This is a genomic window from Chitinophaga sp. GbtcB8, from assembly GCF_019091455.1.
Taxonomy (GTDB): domain Bacteria; phylum Bacteroidota; class Bacteroidia; order Chitinophagales; family Chitinophagaceae; genus Chitinophaga.
The window spans coordinates 73059-91688 of record NZ_JAGXJN010000020.1; the positions used below are offsets into that span (position 1 = coordinate 73059).

Below are 18630 nucleotides of genomic sequence, written 5' to 3' on the forward strand. Positions count from 1 at the left end.
ATTTTTTATAGATCAATGACCTGCCGGACCTTTAAGTGACGACTGCCGTACAATCAGGTCAGAACGGAGGATAATGGTAGTCGTATTATTTATTTGCGAGGTACTGTTAAGATGGTTCACCAGCAGCCGGCCGGCCACCTCGCCCATTTCAAAGCCTGAGTAGGCGATCGTGGTCAGCTTCGGCTCTATCACCGTTGACATGGGATCATTGTTAAAACCTACAAAGGCTATCTGCTCCGGGATGCGTATGCCCTTTTCCTTAAGCGCTATCATGCAACCAATTGCGCAGCTGTCGTTGGCCACAAAGATGCCATCTGGCAGCGGTTTCATTTTCAGGATCTTTTCAGCGCTCTCATAACCTGCCTCCTGGGTAAGATTGGTAACGATCACATTTTCTTCCCTGAATTTGATCTTTGCATCCTCCAGGGCGCTCTTGTACCCCGCCAGGCGGTCCTTATACACGTTTTGCATGGGAGGGGCCGTAATGTGAACGATCTTTTTGCAATGCTGCTCTATCAGGTGTTTGGTAGCATCATAGGCAGCCTGGTAATTATCTATCAGGATGCTGGTGGCGCTCCGGTGTGGTTTTACGCGGTCGAAAAAAATGACCGGTGTTTTTTTCCGGAAGAATTTATCAAAGTGGTCAAGTGTATTTGTATCGTAGGCCAGGGACACCATCAGGCCGTCAACCCGGCTGTTAAACATGGCTTCGGCGCTGTCAGCTTCTTTACGGGCCGATTCTGATGACTGGCTGATTAACAGCGAGTAACCATGCTCGTTAGCCATCAGCTCAATGCCCGCGATAACGGATGACATAAAATGGCTGTTCAGACGGGGAACGATCACGCCAATGGTCTGTGTTTTCTGGCTGCGGAGGTTACCGGCAAAGTGATTGCGGCGGTAGCCTACTTCGTCTGCCAGCTCAAAGATCTTCTTTTTCGTTTTGGCGCTGATCCTGGGGTGGTCCTGCAGGGCGCGGCTCACCGTAGCCGGGGATATCTTTAGTCTTTTGGCAATATCATAGATCGTTATTTCTTTATCTTCTTTCCCATTTGTCATATGATCTGTTATGAGAGTTATTAGGCTAATGTAGAAATAATTTGGAAAAAATGCGCAATCGGTTGCATGTTTTTCAAAAAATGCCTGTATTATTGGAGTACAATTTTCCGCTGATCTCAATTCCGAAATTTCACATTATGATTGTTTTGTTTGAGCTTTTCCATCCCAAGAGACGTTTTAATGGCTTACTGGTACTGCTGCTGGCCTTTAGCCAGGCAGCAGCAGCGCAGCATACGGACACCAGGCAAACGCCTGCACGGGAGCGGATTCTGCTCAATGAAGGATGGAAATTTTACAGGTACGATCCCGCAACAACAGCAGATAGCCTGATCTATGATGTACGGCCCGAGATCAAAGAAAGTAAGGACGATGGGCCAGCCGACGCAAGACCAACAGAAGCCGCCCGCATTGCAGCTACCCGCAGCATCCTCAAACCCTGGATCATGCCCACGGGAAATAATTTTATAAAAGATCATGCCAAAAGATATAAAAGGCCGGAGGGCAACCCCGGAGATAATTTTGCATTTGTTCAAAGCAATTTTAACGATCAAACCTGGGAAACAGTAGACCTGCCGCATGACTGGGCTATTAAAGGACCTTTTTATAAAGGAGAGGGAACACCTGTTGGCGGAGGTATGGGCCGCCTGCCCGTGCAGGGCGTGGCATGGTACAGGAAGGCGATTGATATTCCTGCTGCAGATGCAGGCAAAAATATTTTTTTGGATGTGGATGGCGCTATGTCATATGCCATGGTTTGGCTGAATGGTAAGCTGGTGGGCGGCTGGCCCTATGGTTACGCTTCCTGGCGTGTAGACCTTACGCCTTATATTATCCCGGGCGCAAAAAATCAACTGGCCATCCGGGTGGACAATCCCGCAAACTCCGCGCGATGGTACCCGGGTGCAGGCATTTACCGGAATGTGTGGCTGGTGAAAACAAACCCAGTGCATGTTGGCCAATGGGGCACCACTGTTATTACCCGCAGCATTTCCCCGGCAGCTGCCACCCTTGAGCTGAAAACAATCATCGATAACAATTCCGGAACAGCTGTAAATGCAGCTATAACTACGCAGGTATACCTTGCAAACACAGATGGGCGCAAAACCGGCCAGCCCATTGCACAGCTGCCGGCGCAGCAGGCAATGGTTCCATCATCTGCCAGCGACACTGTTTCCGGAATGCTTACGATCCCGCATCCCGAATTATGGGGCCCCCTGCCACAACAAGTCCCGCATCGTTATGTTGCCATCACCACCGTTTCCGCTAAGGGTAAGGTTCTGGATAAGTATGAAACTGTTTTTGGCATCCGTGATGTACGCTTTGATCCTGAAAAGGGCGTTTTCATTAATGGTGAGCGCATCAACATTCAGGGAGTTAACCAGCATCATGATCTTGGCGCGCTGGGCGCAGCATTTAATGAACGGGCCGCAGCGCGGCAGCTGATGCTGCTGCGTGAAATGGGCTGTAACGCTATTCGTATGTCGCACAACCCGCCGGCCCCGGAGCTCTTGAACTTAACAGACAAATTGGGCTTCCTGGTGATAGATGAAGTGTTTGATTCCTGGGAATTAAAGAAAACACCGCATGATTTTCACCTGATCTTTCCTGAATGGCATGAGCAGGATCTGCGCGCCATGATCCGCCGCGATCGCAACCATCCCTCCGTGATCATATGGAGCTTTGGTAATGAGGTAGGGGAGCAATACACCGGTGAAAAAGGCGCGGCAACAGCAAAGGAATTATATACCATTACCAAAGAGGAAGATCCCGGCCGCCCCGCCACCATTGCCATGAATTACGCCAAACCTGATATGCCCATAACAGCAGTGCCGGACATTATAAGCCTGAACTACCAGGGTGAGGGGATCCGCAATGGCGGCGCGTATGCAGGTTTAAAAGGTATCAGCACACCGCCGCTTTTTCCTGCCTTTCACAACAAGTTCCCGGGTAAGATGATCCTGAGTACGGAGAATGCATCTGCTTTAAGCAGCCGCGGTGAATACCTGTTCCCTGTTTTTAGTGGCAACAGTGCGCCGGTAAGGGATACAATGGGCGGCAGCTCAAAAATACAGCAGGTGAGCGCCTATGAATTATACTCCGTGGATTTTGGTTCCTCTGCAGACAAAGTTTTTGCTACCATGGACCAGCATCCTTTTGTAGCAGGAGGTTTTGTATGGACCGGTTGGGATTACCTGGGTGAGCCTACACCTTATTATTCGGCCCGCAGCTCTTACAGCGGCATCATAGACCTGGCCGGGTTTAAAAAAGACCGTTTCTATCTTTATCAATCTTATTGGCGCCCGGACCTGCCAATGGCGCATCTTTTGCCGCATTGGAACTGGCCCGGCCGCATAGGCCAGGTTACGCCGGTGCACGTATTTACTTCCGGTGATGAGGCTGAATTATTTCTCAACGGGAAATCCCTTGGCAAAAAGAAAAAGGGATTGCATGAATACCGTATCCGCTGGGATGATGTAAAGTATACCCCGGGTGAGCTGAAGGTAGTGGCATATAAAAATGGTAAGCAATGGGCGGAAGATATAGTTAAAACAACAGGAACGGCCTTTCAGCTTAAACTGTCTGCAGACCATACCTCGCTTCAAACCAATGGCAGTGACCTTGCATTCATCACCGTACGGGTAACCGATAAGAACGGGCTAATGGTACCGCAGGCTAAAAACCTGCTTAGCTTTTCCATTGAAGGGCCTGGGGAGATTGTAGCAACAGATAATGGCGATGCATCCAGCCTTGTATCATTTGCTTCAACGGAGCGGGAGGCCTTTAATGGCTTATGCCTGCTGATCGTTCGTGCAAAACGCGGCATGCCGGGAGCTATAAAGATAAAAGCGAAGTCTGTTGGATTGCAGGGGGCAGAAATTTTATTAACAGGCAAATAAACCGGCTTAAGTCCGTTTCAACCATGTTTTTGTCCGCTTCAGGGATAAACCATTTAACCGTATAACCATACACGTTTACCTTTGAGCTTATTAAGGTTTTTACAGTAGTGTAACAGTTGTAGGTTTTAACAAATTTGCCCGGTAGTCTTACCGGGCGTTGTTGTTTATGCAGGCGTTTTTATCTTTTTTATGCCAGCTTGGGGGAAACCATAGCAGCGGCGGCGCTAATATTCCAGTTGGGATTGAATGCTCCTGGTATCGATCAGGGACCACACTTCAGCGATCTTTCCGCCTTTCAGCTGGTAAAAAACATGTTCTGAAAAAGAGATCTTTTTGCCGTTAGGGCGGAAGCCAAGAAATTCGTCTTGAGGTGTGCAGTCAAATTTTATCCGGCATGCAATAGTATCATCTTTAACAACAAGCAGGTGTACATCAAAGTACAGATCCGGTATCGCAGCAATATCCCCGGCAATGAGGTTTTGATAGTCAGTGCGTGTCATTGCTTCGCCGTTATAGGTCAGCTTTTCCTGAACAAATTCACTAAGATCATCCAGGCGGCGCTCATTCAGAAAACTGATATAACGCAGGTAATGTGCTTCGTTTGCTGTTGCCATGATCAGAGGTTTAATTTTGAATAATAAACTTTGATCACAAACATCAGACCATAGCAGTTATGGTTAACCATATTGAATGATCCGGGCTTTTCAGTGTTCATTTTTGAGCGCTATTCCAGGTATTATTACATATTAGTACCCCTGACCACCAGTTTTTTGATATCAACAGGATTATTATTAACAAGCATTGTTTTGATTTCAACACCTTTGCTCAGATCTTCAGGCAATACTGCAACATTACGCATGGCTTGCCCCTGGTAGAGATTTGGATAGAGCTTGAAAACTACCTGCTTAAGCGTATCGGGGCTATTATTCGTGTAATCAACAGCTACATTCCCTGACAGTACATTTGTAATTGGATCAAATGTTACCCTGATCATGTAGCTTCCTTTGTTTTGCCAGTAGGCTTTGCCGGGGGATCCACTGGCATCCCGGGTGTGTTCCAGGTAAGCCTTTTTAAAATTGACGGCAACGGGCAGCTGCTGCTGTCCCATTGCCATAGTAATACCCAGAACGGTGAAAAGAAAAGTAAGGCTGAAATAATGCATGGACTTTAAAGATACGGATTGCCAATCCGTAATTCAAACTGTCCGTGACCGGCCGCCGGTTACCCGTATCCGTAACAGCTACCTAAAACTTTTGCTGATACGCCTGGTTCAAAACAGTTTCTGGCGCCTCATTCCGAAGCCTCCGTTTTAAACGCGGTATTCAATACAATCATTAACGATGCGCCTTGCCGGGCTTTCGGGTTGCTGAATACAAGGTATATATCATGTACGCCTTCCGTGGGCGTAACTTCCAGCGGTACCGCTTTCCCTGCAAAGCTTAGCGCGCCGCCGCCTGCATCGCCTATAAACGCCGTTTGGCCAAGCAGCTTCCCGTCGGGCGCATCTGCATGTAATTCAATAATACCTCCTGCTGCATTCAGCTGCGCTTTGGGGGCCATGGCGGTTATATCAATGCGTTTAACAGCAGTGAGGTCAATTTGTTTTAAGCCGATATAGCTGCCGGATTTTGAAGGGATAACAAAGTTATTGCCTTCATAGCTCATCTTGGTGGCGTCTGTTACTACATCATACTTTGTAGGATTAATATCCGGGCTGCGCAAGGTAAACGCTCCTTCAGCCGGGATACCAGGCAGGCCATTGGAGCCTTTATCTGTATAGGCTGCACGGAAAAGATACATACCCTGGCCTTTATCATTGGGTTGCTGTTTGGTGGTATAAGTACCTTCCACCGGCAGCGATCTTACTTTGGGTTTGGGCTGTGAAAGGCTCAGGATATACTTCACCATTTCTGCAGCATCTTCTGCAGCAAGCTGTGGATGCGCCGCCATCGGCACATCGCCCCAAACGCCTTTTCCGCCGGAGATCACCTTCCTGGTTAATTTTTCTACTGCATTTGTATTACTCTTATATTTTGCAGAAACTGCGAAATAGGAGGGCCCAATGGATTTTTTATAATCTCCATGGCAGGTCCGGCAATCGCTGGCCTGGATAAGCTTCAGGCCTTTTCTTACATTCACGGTTTCATCTGCAGTACGGTGGCCCTGTACAATTTCTGCTTTATCAAAACCTTCTGCCAGGTAATCTATATTCACCACTACCTGCGATGGTTTTATTTTCGCATTGGCCAGGGAACCATCTTCCTTATCTTTTACTTCTACCTGGTAGTGATAAGTTTTGTTGGGAACGTAAAAGGTTTTGTTGCTCTTACCAATGTCAAAGGATACCACCGGCGGCTCATTACCTGCGGTTAGCTCCATAGATTGTGAGGACATGCCGCCCTTATTGTCAGACACGTTCAGCGTGGCTTTATATACCCCGGGCTTTGTAAGGGTAAGCGTTACATCCGGGTCGCTGATGGTTTTCGTATAACCGTTCTTAGAAGTGATCTTCCAGGAGTATTGTAAGGGATCCCCATCCGCATCTGTTGTTCCTTTGGAGGAAAGGCTTAGCGTAAAGGGAAGCGCACCGCCCATTTTGTCGGCATTGATGATTGTTTGCGGTTTCCTGTTGCCTGCATTGTATTCAATGCGTATCAGTCTTGCATCATCATTGGCAGTAAACCAGCCGGTGCCATATTCAAGCATGTACAGGTCGCCATTGTCCGCAAACTCCATATCCACCGGGTTGCTGAATTTATAGCTGGGCATCACCCTTTCCATAGAAACATAATGCCCGTCTTTATCCATGGTTACGGCCATGATCCAGCCACGCATCCATTCATAGATCAGTAATTTTCCATTATAATAAGAGGGAAAAGCATGCGCTGCATTTTTAAATGCATTGCTGTAAAACACCGGGCCGGCCATGGCGCTTCTGCCTCCTGTGCCTACCAGCGGAAAATCTTTGGATACGCCATAGGGATACCAGATAAAAGCATTTTGTGCCGGCGGCAGCTCTTTTAAACCGGTGTTGTTGGGTGAATTATTGACCGGCTTTAGCGGGTTAAATATTTCGCCGGGTTTATTAGCAGCAAAATCAAAATGGTTGTAGGGTTTGTTGTCTCCTACAAAATAGGGCCAGCCGTAATTACCCGGTTTTTTTGCCTGCCCTATTTCATCCTGTCCTGCAGGGCCTTTCAGCGGGTCAGGATCATTTGCGTCCGGGCCTACTTCTCCCCAGTAGAGTGTGCCTGATGTTTGATCAACAGAGATCCTGAAGGGGTTCCTGTTTCCCATCACAAATATTTCCGGCCTTGTTTTACTGGTTCCTTTTGGGAAAAGATTGCCCTCAGGGATCGTGTAAGTACCTTCAGGCTGTGGTGTAATGCGTAAGATCTTTCCACGCAGGTCGTTGGTATTGGCGGAGGATTTTTGTGCATCCCAGGGAAATGCTCCTGGCCGTTCATCAATGGGGGCATAGGCCGTGGCCCTTGGGCTGGTATTATCACCTGTTGATAAGTAAAGGTTCCCTTGTTTGTCCCAGGCAATAGAACCGCCGGTATGGCAGCATTGTTCCCGCTGGGTGGGTACTTCCAGCATTACTTTTTTCGACTGCATATCCAGCACATCACCCTTCAGCGTGTAACGTGTTAAAACGTTGGCAGATTTTACAGGGTCGGAGTAATACAGGTAGATCCAGTGATTCCTGGCAAAATTGGGGTCTTTGTTTAATCCCAGCAAGCCATCTTCCGCCTCTGATACCTTGCCCTCTTTGTCTTTATATTTTGTGCTTACGGCAATGGTTGCAATGGCTTTAAGCTGTTTGGTCTTTATGTTATAAAGCTTTACAGCGCCATGCCTTTCAATGAATAAAATGCGCCCGTCATTTAACACGCTCAGCTCCATGGGTTCGTTCAGCTTTTCGGCAAGCACCACTTTTGAAAAACGGTTTTCTTCCGGTTTTGCTTTTGAATAATCCAATGCAGCAGGTTTGTCGCCACCCATTACATAATGTAATCCTTCCCATACATGATCTAAGAACAGCGGTTCAGCATAGGTTTCATTGGTATGCCCCATGTTGGTGTAAAAAGAACGGCCACCGTCAAAATCATGGTACCAGCTCATAGGATGGTTAGCCCCGTTCTTGCCGCCACGGTAGGAGGTTTCATCGATCTTAACCAGCACATGTATGGTAGTGTCAATTTGTTTGAAGCTGTAAAACTCATCGCTGCGTTCAAACTGCTCCGGCATTCCTTTGGTAGCAAAGCTGTTCTGATCCGTTACATAATATTTTCCTTTCTGCACATTATCCGGCATGGGATGATCCAGGAAATAAGCGCCCACCAGCCTTCCGTACCAGGGCCATTCATATTCGCAATCTGCTGCGGCATGGATGCCAAGGTAACCGCCACCAGCCTGTATGTACCGTTCAAATTCCAGCTGCTGGGCATCATTCAATACATCACCGGTAGTGCTTAGGAATACTACGGCATTATACTTTTTCAGGGTGGCTGTAGTGAATTGTGCTGCATCTTCAGTAAAATCTACTGTGAAACCTTTTTCAGCTGCCATTTTTGAAAAAGCTGCTTTTCCTGCATCAATGGATGGATGGCGGAACGCTTCTGTTTTGGAGAATACCAGCACACGCTGTGTTTGTGCATGGATAGCGTTCACTGAAAAGAGTATTAATGACAGAACAAAGGCAAAAGCATGCAGGGGCTTTTTTACTGCACCAGGTAGTTTCATAACTGTTATTTTGAACGTGGTAATTTGGCTGTTGTGGCTAGTGGGCTTATTTTAGGGGGATGTTATTTCCGGCGTTCGCCTTCCGCATCAAACATATTCATAAGGCTTCCGGTTACATGGTCTTCATCTTTACGCGTTAAAAGAAGGTTTACATTATAACCCTGTGCAGTAAAGCTAAAGGCAATCTCATTATCCTTCAGTGTAACATCAGTAAGCTTTGATATTTCTGCACCGGTAGTATCTTGTGCCACGCCGGCAATGGAATCATTCTTTTGTTCCAGCAGGAACAGCATCCGGGCATCACCATTGGGCGTGCCTTTGAAAAGCACACTCCATTTACCGGCAAAATAATCAGCCCCGGCTTTAGATTGAGCGCCTGCATTTAAAACACCCAGGAGAAGGATCCCTGTTAGAATAATAGCTGTCTTTTTCATTTGGTTAATTTATGGTTTATTAGAAGGGTTTAGTTAATTGTTAACAGGAAGGCCTGGCAGGGTAATCAGTGAATATAGGCCAGGTACATTATTGTACGTGGAACTCCGGTGGCAGTCTATGGGTGCAAAACAACAAATACAACCTATATTGTATCACTTTGATACAATAATAAGGATTTTATGTTTTTTTCAAAAAAATATTTTCACTTACCTTAATTTAGTGGCAGTTAAGTAATGTTTCATGTAAACGACGGTTGAATATGGGGAACCAGAATGAAGGGGGCGCTAAAGGGTTAAAAGAAGGGATCAGGGAGTTTATGGAAACCGCTCCAGCTATTTATATGCCCGGTCTTTCCGTGGACACGGTGATCTTTGGCTTTCACAATGACAAGCTGAAAGTTTTTTTGCTGCGTTTTGCCAATACACCCTACTTTATATTGCCAGGGGGATTTATTAAGAAAGAAGAGAACCTGGACGATGCAGCCTTACGCATATTGCAGGAAAGAACAGGCCTGCAGGATATTTACCTGGAACAGTTTTATACTTCGGGCAATACCAGCCGCTCAAAAGAAACGGTTGCAAAAGAAGAGCTGCAGAAGATCATCGGCAAAGCGCAGTGGAGCAACTGGTTTGATCAGCGTTTTGTTTCTGTATGTTATTATGCCCTGATAGATGATACAAAAGTAAAACCGGAAACAGAGATCTTCTTTACGGAGTTTAAATGGTTTGATGTGAATAAGCTCCCGAAGCTGATGTATGACCATGATCTTATTATCAAAAAGGCGCTGAGCAGGCTGCAATCAGACCTGGATGAAAAGCTGGTAGGCTTTAACCTGATGAGTGAAACCTTCACCATGGGGCAATTACAGAAATTGTATGAGGCGGTGCATCAAAAGAAATTTGTACGTACCAATTTTCAGCGAAAGCTGCTAAGCCTGAATGTGCTGGAGCGCCTGGAAAAACAATACACGGGTAAAGCGCATAAAGCGCCTTTCCTGTACCGGTTTGTTACGGGGGAGAATGAGTAGGGCAATAAATATCAGTCTCCTATTCCTGCAATAAACCCCCAGTTCTGATGCTGCAGGCGGCCGAGTGAATTATAACCTTTACCGAAAAAGAATCCATCGCCCTGCGTAATAAAAATTAATTCGTTATTTCCTTTCTGTAATGGCAGCTTTATGCGGTAGGTACCTGCTTCCACCCGTTCCAGTTTATATTTGTCATAGGCAAATATTTCTTTCCCGTTCAGAAACACATGAAGGGTGCCGGTAAAGTCAAAATCGAGCATTTTATTTGCTGTGTTGTCCGCGTTTATGGTATGCCTGGCAACAACTGTTCCTTCTGGTAAGGTAAAATAACGGCAGAGGTTTACATAGTTGTCCCCGGTTTCATTGATCTTTTTCCAGTGCTGTATCTTTTTCACATGCTCGTAACCGTAAGGTATCCCCGCTGGCAGCTGATCAGAAATTTCCCAGTCAGTGATCCCCTCCGGCAATTTCCGGTAACTAATGTTAGCAAACCAGGCCGGCCCAAACATTGTCCTCAATAAAAGAGAACCCCTGTCAGCCTCAGTCTGCTGCATGGTAATATCCATATCAGGCTTCGTATTGTTGTTGGTAAATACCTTAAGACGAGTTCCCTGCACTTCTATGGCCGCATGAAACCACTCCTGTTTATGAATGTCTGCAGTGGCCTGGTAGGCCCCATAAAATACCCAGCTCAACGCGCCATTATAAACCGGTATATATTGAATAGCTTCAATGGTACCTCCATATCCGGGGCGGAAATAAAGGAACTGGTAGTTTTGTTCATTGCTTACGTGAAAACCGATGCCCGGCATCACCGTTCCCGCAATATCCAGTTCCAGCCTGAAATTTTTAAGGTTGGCCTGCTTGTTCCAGATTGCTGCAATCGTTTTGCCATCCAGCTTTATACAGGGCTTACCCTGGAAGATTGTGTCTGTTAAGGCAGCTTTACTGTTTTCTTCTGATAATGCCGTCCAGTCAGCCAGGTTAATGCCCTGGCCATTAGCTTTTAAAGATATTACTGCCCCAAGCAATAATACCATTACCCGGAAAGGATTCTTGCGCATATGAACTGTTTTACTGTTGTTGATACAGGCAAATGTAGCAGCTGCAGCCAATGGACGGCTTTCAGGCTTTGTTCAAGTTTGTGCAAGTTTTTCCAAGCGGACAAACCACTGAAGATCATTTAATAATCTATTTAGAAAAATGTTCAGGGAATGCAAAAATGCAAAGCATAATGCGGGGCAATGGGAGGGTGGATGCCTAATTTTCTTACCTTAACATTATAAATGCAACCCCATGCCTACCACCCCAGGTATTCAGCATTACCACGTAATCATAATCGGCGCGGGTCCTGCCGGCTGTACCTGCGCTATGGCCCTCAGGGATTCCGGCCTGCGCATAGCCATCATAGACAAACACCACTTTCCACGCGATAAGGTTTGCGGCGACGCAATTCCCGGCCCGGCCATTAAAGTGCTGCATCAGATAGACCCACAGTTTGCAGAGAAGTTAGCCGCTTTCAGTGAAAAGCTGCCCACTAAACGAACGGTCTGTTATTACAACAATAAAATGATCAACTTTTCATGGAGCCTGGAGGCCTATACCGCTACCAGGGAATGTTTTGACAACTTCCTTTTCTCCGGGATCAGGAACCAGCCGGGTATTCACACACTGGAAGGCATTGCAGTAAATGATATTATCAGCAACCCTGACGGTTATACGGTGATAACGAAAGATGACCAGCAGTATCAATGCACCCTGTTGATTGGTGCTGATGGCATTAATGGCGTTAGCGCCAGAAAACTGGCGCTGCGCGAAATGGACAGAAAGCACCATGTAGCAGGGGTTAGAGCTTATTATAGTGGTGTTAGCGGCACGGATGATACCTGTACGGAAATCTATTTTGACAGGAAATACCTGCCGGGATACTTTTGGATCTTCCCCATTAAGGGAGGTACTGTTAATGCAGGAATGGGCATTTTGTCTGATGCAGTAGCTAAGAAAAAGATCAATGTTAAAGATGCTTTTCACAATTTTATTGAACGGTCGGCAATATTGAAAGAAAAGTTCCGGAATGCGCAGCCATTAGGTACAATACAGGGCTGCGGCCTTCCCATAGGATCAAGATGGGTGGTTATGAGCGGCGACCACTTTTTGCTGGCAGGTGATGCCGCTTCCCTGATAGATCCATTGAGCGGAGATGGGATCGGTAACGCGGTACTAAGCGGCAAGCTGGCGGCAGAACAGGCAATACAATGTTTTGCAGCCGGCAACTTCAGCGCTGCATTTATGAAAAATTATGAGCAGCAGCTTTATAAAGCAGTGGGGGCAGATATGAAAAGAAAGGCAGGGGCGCTGAAAATGCTGGCCAGGATGCCCTTCTTTTTTGATATAGCATTTGCCATCGGCAAAAACAGGTTTGTGAAAAAGTTTATAAAATGAGCTTTACCTGCTTATTTCAGGATCAGCATCAGGTCTTCATAATCGTGTGCTGATACAAACACGGGAACATCAGCCCAGGCAGCTTTCCCTTTGTTTGCAGTGAGGGTGTGCTTAACCAGTTCCTGCACCCGCAGGATCACCAGGTATTCATGCAGCTCACAGGCCTCCCTCAGCGGGTCATTGCGGTAACCTTCTGATTGCATATATTTCTCGTTAGCTTTCTGCAACGCTTCATAACCTGTGATGGTGAAGGTTTTTTCGGATTCTCCGCTGAAATCTGTCAGCCAGCTAAGGTCACCCAGGCTAGGTATCGATTCATAGGCCAATGCATGGAGGAACCAGCGCTGGTATTGAGTGGTAAAGCTATTCATTTCAATATACATGGCCTTAATTTCAAGCTCCTCTTCAACGGTCATTGCCTCATAAAAATAGTCAAGAAACTGCGTCAGCGCCGGCTGCAGGTGCAGCAGGTCTTTTCCTGTTACCTGTTGAAAGTCTGATACCGGCAGCTGGCTAAGCTTTGCCTCTGTTTCCCGGATGGCTTCTGCTATTTTTCCGGCTTGTATAAGTTCCTGGATCTGTTCCATAGTTTTATTACTGTGCAACAAAGGAAAGATATATTGGGCAAAGTGTGTGGATTAAATATTCTGACAGGATTTCGTAGATTAGGGCCTCATACCCTGGAATTACATGAGAAAAGTATTGTTTTTTCTGTTACTGGCGCATCAGGGATGGGCGCAGCCATCCCTGCAGGCTAAGAAACCTGTTGATAGTTTGTCCATATACAACCGGCAGCTTGCTCCCGGCGAAATGAAGCAGGACCTGCAGGTATTCCTCGACATCCGTAAAAAAGCCAACTCCGGCCTGTATCGCTATCGTACCAAAAAGCAGATCGACAGCATTTATAAATGGGCCTTTGCACAGGTACGCCAGCCCATGTCTACGATCGACTTTTTTAAGATCATTTTACAGCTGACTGATTTTGAAGGAAGCTGCCATAACTATACAGAGCCCAATGCCGGCCTTGTCAGGTATCTCAATCAGCAACGCGGCTTCTTTCCTTTTGCGCTTAAATATATTGAAGGTCAGATGATCTTCAACAGCAAAACAGACCAGATCCCTGTAGGATCGCGGGTGCTGAGCATCAATGGGGTTTCAGACAAGGATCTGATGCAATCCTTTTACAAATACAATACGGCAGATGGTTTTACCCAAACGCAAAAGCTATCCGGCAGCGTAAACAGGAGCTACGGATTGCGTTACCTGTATGAGTACGGGATCAGGGATAGTTTTGCGATCCGTTTTACAGCGCCGGGCAGTACCCGGCAACAAATAGTAACAGTGCCCGCGGTATCACTGGCTGAGCGGGAGGCTAACTTATTAAAGCGTCATAGTGCGCCGGTAGATAGTGTGATCGATTACAAAGTGCAGCCCAAATATAGTTTTAAGATGCTGAACCCCGGCACGGGCTTATTGAACCTGCGCATCTTTACCATGGCTAACGATGCCGATGATCCGGCTTTTCCGGTATATGTAGCGTTTATGGATAGCATTTTCCAGGTGCTTGACAATAATAAAATACCTAACCTCATCCTGGACATCCGAAGCAACCCCGGTGGCAGTGATCCCACTTTTGAACAACCCATGATGTACCTGACGGATTCGAGCTTCAAAGAAAATACACTGGCCTATACCATCTTTGATAATGGCATTCCATATGAGGAATATTTTTGGGGTATCTCTACCGCAGTAAGGATGGATTCTGCGGAGAAAGCTGCAGGAAAACAGATGCTGAAAGATTATTTCCCGGCTTTACACAATGGCCGCAATATGCAGAATCCTAAATACAACCCGGCGTATCATCCTAAACGCCCCGGATTCAAAGGAAAATTGTATTTGCTCATTGATGAAGATGTGGCATCAGCAGCATCACACCTGGCTTCCCTTGTAAAAGCTTATGCACGTAATGTCACTATTGTAGGAGTAGAAACCGTTGGGGGATATTATGGCCATAATGGGCATATGTCAGTGATATACGAGCTGCCGCATTCAAAAATAAAAACGAAACTTTCTATTGTTTATGTAATACAGGATGCGCCTGTAAAGCCGGATCAGCCGGAAGGCCGGGGCATTATTCCCGATTATACGGTGTGGCCTGCTTTCAGCGATTTTATGCAAAACCGCGATACACAGATGGAATATGTGCTGAAGCTGATCGCAGAGAAACCTTAAGCCATGGTAATTTTGCAGCAGCTTGCAGCAAAATTATTAAGCAGCCATTCTACCCCTCTTCCACAAAAACAGCAGCAGGGTATTAACCCCTGTAAGCAAACACAAAAACAGGATGGGTTTATGATGATACAGGCCCTGGCACATCCGGCTCACGGATATAATAAGGGTCATCCAGATGAAGATGACAGACAATTTATTTGCTTTGAGGGAAGTATACCTGTCAGCGAGGTACAGGAGTAAATGCCCGCCTGCCATATGAACAAAGTACCAAACCAGGAATTGTTTGCCTGCTAAATGATAGGGGATATAGCTGGACAGGAACAACCCGCCATATAAACAGGGTAGTAAGAGGTAGCCAGCCATTGCCGGCAGAAGCATTACATGTTTTAATCTCATAAGTTTGTTTTTGATTTAATTAACTTCCACAACCACCGCAACCTCCGCACCCGCCTCCACAACCACTTCCGCACCCGCTGCTGCATCCGCTGCTACAGCTATTGCCGCTGCTTTCGTCCCGTTTTCTTTCTTTATTTGTAGATGTTCCCTGTGCACTGGTCACGATCGATCCAAAGACTATTATTGCGATGATGATGAAAAAGGGAGCATACCCGCTGGAAGGCCCGTTGCAGGCAGCAAGGAACAGTAATAACAGCAGGAGGAGAAGGGGAGATCTTCTTTTTAAGAACCGGGGAAGAAGGTTGAAGCGGCCCGGGGAGGGAAAGCAGTTATCGTCCCAGAAGGCAGGTGGTGGCGCTGTATGAAACGTGTCACGGTAAAGCGCAAGCGTATCTGCCCGCCAGTTTTTGTGTTTTTCTTTTTCGGGTGATCCGCCTGTTGAAGGATAGTGATGAATATTGCGGTTCAACGTTTTGCTGCAAAATTCCTCCCAGTAATTCTGCGTGTAGATCAGGTGTAAATGCCATACTTCGTCGATCACTTTGGAAGGAGAAGCGCCTTGTGGCGAGATACAGCAGAGGAAAATGAATTTCCGGTATTCTTCTATGGCTTGCTGCCCGAAATCGTAGTCCCATTTGTTTTCCCTGGCAAGTCGGCGGGAAAAGGGGAAGGGGGCGCCAGGGGCATCAAAGGGAAAGGCCGCGATCTTTTGCCAGAGCTGGTCCTGTTCTTTCCTGATGGTGAGTGATGCTGTTTTTTGGTTCATAACTGTTTGTTTTATCATGCTGGTATAAAGCTCCCACTCTCCCGGAAGATGGACGTATTGGAATTATCCTTTGAAGACTTATTTTCGTATTAAAATCGTATTATGAGTAAGGACGAGCTGGCACAACTTGAACGGTTAATGAATTACATTGCTCATCATTTTATCAGGAAGAACAGGTGGGAGGATGTGTCAAAGGCAGAGTGGCTGTATATTTCAGGGGAGTTCAATAAGTTAATGCAGAAAGGGAAACACCTGCAGCAGGAAACCGCCTTCCTGGGTGATAACTACTTCTACGAACATCTCATCATCAAAAGACTGAAGGCGGCAAAGACGGGGAAAACATTGTCAGACATCAGCAGCCCCAATTTTGGGAAAATGAATATTATAGCCGGAATACTGGGTTATGACAGCTATATGGATTTTCTCACGAATGCTGCTGCTCTTTTCAGTTTCCATGAACTTAAGATCAATATTCCGCTGGGAGTGGTCAACACTGCGTTACTGGACCACCTTACCGGATGCTGGTATTGCTACAACAGTAACCTGCCCTTAACAGGCCCTGGTACTAAAGAGGAAAGGGTAAGGCGCTCAGCTATGGAAATATATCAATCCGGTGATGAATACCTGGTGGAGCGCAGCGGCAAGGACAATCATATGTATTACGGCAAGATCACCGCTTATGCCGATTACATTTTCATCATCATGAACAGTACTACTTTTATCCGCCAAAGACATTTTATTGGCCGGCTGAAAGATGCAACAGGCAGGCTGAAGCAAAAAGGTTACAGTGTGAACCAAATGAATTTTGTAAGCACCTGTGTTAGTTTTAATGAAGATCCGGTAGCGTTGAACGAAATATTCGACCGGGTGCCTGCAAAGGATTTTGAGAAGCTGTCAGTGGATCTGCCTTTAAGCAGCCCTGAATTGCCGGCTCATATTTTACAGCAGCTGAAGAATAAAGGCCTGCACCAGATCACGGATTATTAAGTAGCGAAAATGATGGGGCTGGCCTGAAAGCTCCTTTACTTTCAGGCCAGCCCCAAACAAAGCTTAATTATCCAGGATAAAGGTACCGGCTTCCGCCAGGCCGGGTTGAGGTTGAGTGTCAAGCCCCGATATGGGCACCAGTTTGAAATATCTGAATTGCTTCCTTGAGGGAAGATTAAAATATTGCCTGTTAGGATAGAGATTAAGCAGCTCAATGATACCAAGATCTTCCCATGTCTGGTTATCATTGCTCACAAGTACCTGCAGCTCCTTTATTTTCCGGTCGCCGGTTTTCTGAATGAAAACAAAACCATCTACAGGAGAAATATGCCCCATGTCTACCGTGACCCAATGATCCGGGTAATTGGTAGCGGGAGCGGAATAACGTGCTATCCAGGGCGTAGTGGGATCGTCGTCTATCAGCCGTATCGCTAATCTGCTATTGTTAAGCTCTTCTGAGCTGAATCCGGCAATTGACCAGTTCTCTTTTGTGTACATCTTCCGGATTGGTTCACCGGACGGCTTCTGCACAGGAGAACCGATTTTGACCGGCACACCGAAATCAGGCGTGCCATCTGCATTCCATGTAAATTTTTGTATACGTGCATTCCGGGCGCCTCCGCCAGCTGCACTGCGTGCATGGTAAATGATCCAATCTTCCGTACCGTCAGGTGATTTAAAGAAACCATTGTGGCCCGGGCCATAAGCTCCGCTATCTGCGTTCATTGAAAAAACAGGATTGGATGTTTTCACCCAATCCGCAGGATTCATAGGATCACCGTTCAGGTTAAGGCTTAGTAATCCCAGGCAATAGGTATCCACCCAGTAACCGCTGGCCGAATACACTATGAGCAGGCGTCCGTCCGGGTTAATGATCGCCTGGGGGCCTTCGTTAATTGCGTTTCCATTCATTTCCCAGGAATATACAGGACTGGAGATGGCCACTCCTGCGCCCGTAATTGTCCAGGGATTGCTCATTTGGGCAATGTAGATACGTTGCGGTGCAGCGCCTGCATTGCCGCCAGACCATAACATATACATTTGCCCGTTATATTTAAAAACAGTTCCGTCTATCGCCCATTTATCTGTAGAATCGGCAACCTTTCCCTTGAATACCCAGGTCCCCTGTGTGGGGTCGGAGGAGCTGTTCTCAACCACATACATACGGTGATTGGCGTTAGAGCCATCATCGGCGGCAAAATAGAAGTACCACTTATTGTCGATCTCATGAAGTTCCGGCGCCCAGATATTTTTTGAGTACGGCATTCCCTGCGGAGGGATCCAGGCATCGTATGATGTGGCCAATGCCAGTTCGGTCATAGCGCTGGTTTTGTAAAGCACCAGCTTACTTCCCTGTGTGTACGTGAAATAATACATGCCGTTCTTTTGGGCCACCCAGGGATCAGCACCGCGCGGTATCAGCGGATTTGTGAATGTGTTTTCAATGGTGAAATTTGCCTCATTCAGTGCAGTAGCCCCATGAAGCATATTGGCATCATTAGCAATTAGCTTGTCAAGGGTTGTTTTTTTACAGGCGGAAAAAAGTGCAAGGCATAACCAGGCAATCAAATGGATAGCATTTTTTTTCATGGAGGAATTGGATTAACTGTTAACGTGGAAAAGTGTACTGCTTTCTCCGCATA

At 46.6% G+C, this 18630-nt stretch carries 15 protein-coding genes; 5 read left to right on the forward strand and 10 right to left on the reverse strand.

The window, feature by feature from the left end; genetic code table 11:
• Nucleotides 1–12: 12 nt before the first annotated feature.
• Nucleotides 13–1059 (reverse strand): LacI family DNA-binding transcriptional regulator, encoded by a 1047-nt coding sequence (locus KVT36_RS18000; RefSeq protein ID WP_217604850.1) that lies wholly within the window; start codon nucleotides 1057–1059, stop codon nucleotides 13–15.
• A gap of 137 nt (nucleotides 1060–1196) precedes the next feature.
• Between KVT36_RS18000 and galB the strand changes: the two genes are divergently transcribed.
• Complete coding sequence (gene galB, locus KVT36_RS18005; protein WP_217604851.1) at nucleotides 1197–3956, forward strand: beta-galactosidase GalB; 2760 nt, start codon at nucleotides 1197–1199, stop codon at nucleotides 3954–3956.
• Between the two features lie 224 nt (nucleotides 3957–4180).
• Here galB and KVT36_RS18010 read toward each other — a convergent pair whose 3' ends face one another.
• The 4 genes from KVT36_RS18010 to KVT36_RS18025 form a co-directional block, all read right to left on the reverse strand.
• On the reverse strand, nucleotides 4181–4570 hold the full coding sequence (locus KVT36_RS18010) for an ester cyclase (RefSeq protein ID WP_217604852.1): 390 nt from the start codon (nucleotides 4568–4570) through the stop codon (nucleotides 4181–4183).
• Between the two features lie 125 nt (nucleotides 4571–4695).
• Nucleotides 4696–5118 carry a hypothetical protein gene (locus tag KVT36_RS18015; protein ID WP_217604853.1) on the reverse strand — a complete coding sequence of 141 codons (423 nt, stop codon included), beginning with the start codon at nucleotides 5116–5118 and terminating at the stop codon, nucleotides 4696–4698.
• A 128-nt stretch (nucleotides 5119–5246) separates the two neighbouring features.
• Nucleotides 5247–8702, reverse strand: a complete 3456-nt coding sequence (locus tag KVT36_RS18020; protein ID WP_217604854.1) for a ThuA domain-containing protein — start codon at nucleotides 8700–8702, stop codon at nucleotides 5247–5249.
• Between the two features lie 62 nt (nucleotides 8703–8764).
• Entirely contained in the window at nucleotides 8765–9136 is a 372-nt protein-coding gene (locus KVT36_RS18025) for a hypothetical protein (protein WP_217604855.1), read from the reverse strand.
• Nucleotides 9137–9396: 260 nt separating this feature from the next.
• On the opposite strand from KVT36_RS18025, the gene KVT36_RS18030 reads away from it, so the two are divergent.
• On the forward strand, nucleotides 9397–10164 hold the full coding sequence (locus KVT36_RS18030) for an NUDIX domain-containing protein (protein WP_254640072.1): 768 nt from the start codon (nucleotides 9397–9399) through the stop codon (nucleotides 10162–10164).
• An 11-nt stretch (nucleotides 10165–10175) separates the two neighbouring features.
• On the opposite strand, the gene KVT36_RS18035 is transcribed toward KVT36_RS18030, so the two are convergent.
• Nucleotides 10176–11228, reverse strand: coding sequence for a family 16 glycoside hydrolase (locus KVT36_RS18035; RefSeq protein WP_217604856.1), 1053 nt, complete (start codon nucleotides 11226–11228; stop codon nucleotides 10176–10178).
• 232 nt (nucleotides 11229–11460) lie between these two features.
• On the opposite strand from KVT36_RS18035, the gene KVT36_RS18040 reads away from it, so the two are divergent.
• Nucleotides 11461–12606, forward strand: coding sequence for an NAD(P)/FAD-dependent oxidoreductase (locus KVT36_RS18040; RefSeq protein ID WP_217604857.1), 1146 nt, complete (start codon nucleotides 11461–11463; stop codon nucleotides 12604–12606).
• Between the two features lie 11 nt (nucleotides 12607–12617).
• Here the strand turns inward: KVT36_RS18040 and KVT36_RS18045 are convergent, their stop codons facing one another.
• Entirely contained in the window at nucleotides 12618–13193 is a 576-nt protein-coding gene (locus KVT36_RS18045) for a hypothetical protein (RefSeq protein WP_217604858.1), read from the reverse strand.
• 103 nt (nucleotides 13194–13296) lie between these two features.
• On the opposite strand from KVT36_RS18045, the gene KVT36_RS18050 reads away from it, so the two are divergent.
• The gene (locus tag KVT36_RS18050; protein WP_217604859.1) at nucleotides 13297–14838 is read left to right on the forward strand and encodes a S41 family peptidase; all 1542 of its coding nucleotides are present in this window, start codon (nucleotides 13297–13299) and stop codon (nucleotides 14836–14838) included.
• 36 nt (nucleotides 14839–14874) lie between these two features.
• On the opposite strand, the gene KVT36_RS18055 is transcribed toward KVT36_RS18050, so the two are convergent.
• Nucleotides 14875–15234 (reverse strand): hypothetical protein, encoded by a 360-nt coding sequence (locus tag KVT36_RS18055; RefSeq protein ID WP_217604860.1) that lies wholly within the window; start codon nucleotides 15232–15234, stop codon nucleotides 14875–14877.
• 19 nt (nucleotides 15235–15253) lie between these two features.
• A complete protein-coding gene (locus KVT36_RS18060; protein WP_217604861.1) occupies nucleotides 15254–16000 on the reverse strand; it encodes a hypothetical protein in 747 nt (248 codons plus the stop codon).
• 102 nt (nucleotides 16001–16102) lie between these two features.
• On the opposite strand from KVT36_RS18060, the gene KVT36_RS18065 reads away from it, so the two are divergent.
• A complete protein-coding gene (locus KVT36_RS18065; RefSeq protein ID WP_217604862.1) occupies nucleotides 16103–16987 on the forward strand; it encodes a hypothetical protein in 885 nt (294 codons plus the stop codon).
• A 63-nt stretch (nucleotides 16988–17050) separates the two neighbouring features.
• On the opposite strand, the gene KVT36_RS18070 is transcribed toward KVT36_RS18065, so the two are convergent.
• Nucleotides 17051–18577, reverse strand: a complete 1527-nt coding sequence (locus tag KVT36_RS18070) for a family 43 glycosylhydrolase (protein ID WP_254640073.1) — start codon at nucleotides 18575–18577, stop codon at nucleotides 17051–17053.
• Between the last annotated feature and the right edge of the window lie 53 nt (nucleotides 18578–18630).